The sequence below is a fragment of the Candidatus Cardinium hertigii genome, from assembly GCF_003788695.1.
The window spans coordinates 1-2,678 of record NZ_RARA01000025.1 but is presented as its reverse complement, the minus strand read 5'-3'; the positions used below and the strand labels follow the sequence as shown (position 1 = coordinate 2,678).

Here is a 2,678-nt window from a genome sequence, read left to right as displayed (position 1 = left end):
ATTTTTAATATATTTTTAGCTACACGTACCGCATGCGGCGCATCAGGAATAGGTAAAATACCTCTTAAATAATACCCCGTTCGTTTACGTAATTTTCTAGCACGTTTTAAAAAGAAACGCAAATCAAATTTTTTATTTAACCAAGCTTTGGTTAACCCAAACAAGTCAGTTGCCACTTGTTTTAAACTTTCTCCTAAGTTTTTAATAGNCCTGCAAATGCACTGTTTTTTAAAACATACATACCTCTAGAAGGCGTAAGCTTAAGGACGCTACCTACTTGATTAGTAAATAGCCAACACCAGCCAAGCTTACCCTTAGTATAATGGCTTGTTTCGTCTATATGTAACAAGTTGCTTTGGCTAACTTTCTGCACTATAGTTTGATACGACGCAGCACATTTCGAGGATACCTTTCCTTCACTATTAGATATAGTGCCAAGACTAATAGGAAGATTACATATATCTTTTAAGATATCGGCTACTTCCCGCTTAGAATTTTTGTAAAAGCCTGTTAAAGCTGTAATAACTGATTTTGTTCTTGGGCCAAATATGTCTGACGTAACGTTAGGTGGAAGATCAGCAGTACGGCGTTTACCGCATTTTTTACAACGCCCATTTTGGAGATGATAATCTATTACGTAAGGTTTAATATCTGGTAAATCTACCTTTTGATGCACAGTAGGTGTTTTAGAGCATCTTATATCCCCTCCACAACTACAGGACAAATTATCCAGCGGAACTGCTACGATTGAATCAGCTACCATCTTAGAGCGCGTAGCACCTGTATGNNNAAGATATCGGCTACTTCCCGCTTAGAATTTTTGTAAAAGCCTGTTAAAGCTGTAATAACTGATTTTGTTCTTGGACCAAATATGTCTGACGTAACGTTAGGGGGAAGATCAGCAGTACGGCGNNNTATCCAGGGGAACTGCTACGATTGAATCAGCTACCATCTTAGAGCGCGTAGCACCTGTATGCCCTGGTTGGCCACCTGGCTTACGTCCACTCTTATGACTAGGACGTTTCTTGGATTTGTACAATTCTTTTGAACTGGATATAGAGGAATTCTTAGTATTTAAACCAAGTTTTTCTTTTAGGTTGGCATTCTCTAAACGCAACGCCTTGTTTTCAGATTCTAATAACGCAATCTTAGCGTCTAAGATCTGAACCTGACTTAGTAAATAGGGAATAATTTCTATGTTTAATTCCATCTAAGGTAAAGGTTTATGGGAAAAATCTAAACCTAACTTAATATTAATAATTATATTTTACAATAGAGCTACTAAACGATTTAAGCCACTCCACTGAACGGATACTATTTTTCTATGCTGTATATTTTTGAGCTCTATTCAAGTAATGCATGTCAATATATTAAAAAATATATCTTAAATTAGCAAAACGTAAAAAGCTTTTATATAAAGAAATATAACATAATTGGTTTAATGGATTGCAAATTTTGATGCATTATTTGTGTTAATAACGCCCATAAAAATGCATATGACTTATGTAAAACATAATTAACTCTAATTAAATAAATAAAATGAATAGTAAAAAATTTGTAATAGCCATGTTTGATCAATATATAAGAAAAATAATTAAATCTATTTTTTGGTGTTATATGGCGTATTTTATATGCAGTTGTGCCAATCAATATCAAATGATGTTTCCTGTCCTGCAGCCCAATAAAACTGTTCAGCAATTAGTAGCAGAGGCGGAGGTTGCTAGCTGTTGTTCTTCTTTATTTTCAGCAGCAAAAAAGGGCCATAAAGCATGTGCCAAGGCTTGTTTAGAACAAGATCCAACGCTTATAAATGAGAAAGATCTTTCTGGTTATACTGCTTTGGATTATGCTGCCAGTGGTGGGAAAAAAGCTTGCGTAGAACTATTATTAAATAACGGGGCAGCAGAAAGTGCTAACAATACGGACGTAATAATGCCTGAAATAAAAACAGAACCAGAATCACTAGAATCACCAGAATCATTGAATATGGTAGATCCAGAAGCCCGTATTGTGTTAGGAGATAACGTACAAAAAAAATTAGCTGTTCTAAAAAGTAAGGGACCTGCTTTTAATAAAAATCAAAATACGTTGCGTTTTCATTACCGTTCAAATAATACGTCTAAAGCTAGGTATGAAGAGCTAAAAGGTGAGAAGTACGATTGGCTGAATAAAGAGTTTGATTATTTTTATAATAAATTTTTCTTAAGTAAGGAGAAAACTTATAGAGATGATTTGGTGGAAATTCAAAAAGTAGGTCCTGAAGATTCACGTGTGCTATTACATGGTCAAGATAAGCTGATAGCAAAAGAATACATTCCAGCATATACTGTATTGGGTATTTATGTAGGAAAATATTTATCCGTAAATAACGAGAATAATTTTCCCCTTGATGAGGATCTAGCGGAGGAAATAAATTTGATACGAGATGGTGTATCATTTGGTAAGTGCTATGACCTTGTCAAGGAGCTAAATAGTTATGCATTTAATGTTTCCATGTGGGGTAAAAATATAATGGTAAGTGGCTATGGACGTGGAAATCCTTTAATAAAAATCAACGCATTTTGGGACTATAAATGTGATCCTCAAGATAGGGCTGTACACGCAGTTAAGATCAATGTAGAACGGACCCGTGTACGTTTTAATAAAATTGAGGATGGTTATCTGCCATTTATATTGTT

General features: G+C 34.8%; 2 protein-coding genes. One reads left to right on the top strand and one right to left on the bottom strand.

The genetic code is table 11. From position 1 onward, the window contains the following. Positions 1-193 precede the first annotated feature (193 nt). Positions 194-763 (bottom strand): IS66 family transposase, encoded by a 570-nt coding sequence (locus EDM02_RS03190; RefSeq protein WP_123663050.1) that lies wholly within the window; start codon positions 761-763, stop codon positions 194-196. Positions 764-1,539: 776 nt separating this feature from the next. Between EDM02_RS03190 and EDM02_RS03180 the strand changes: the two genes are divergently transcribed. Next, a partial coding sequence (locus EDM02_RS03180; protein ID WP_148053560.1) for an ankyrin repeat domain-containing protein occupies positions 1,540-2,678 on the top strand: 1,139 nt, incomplete at its 3' end.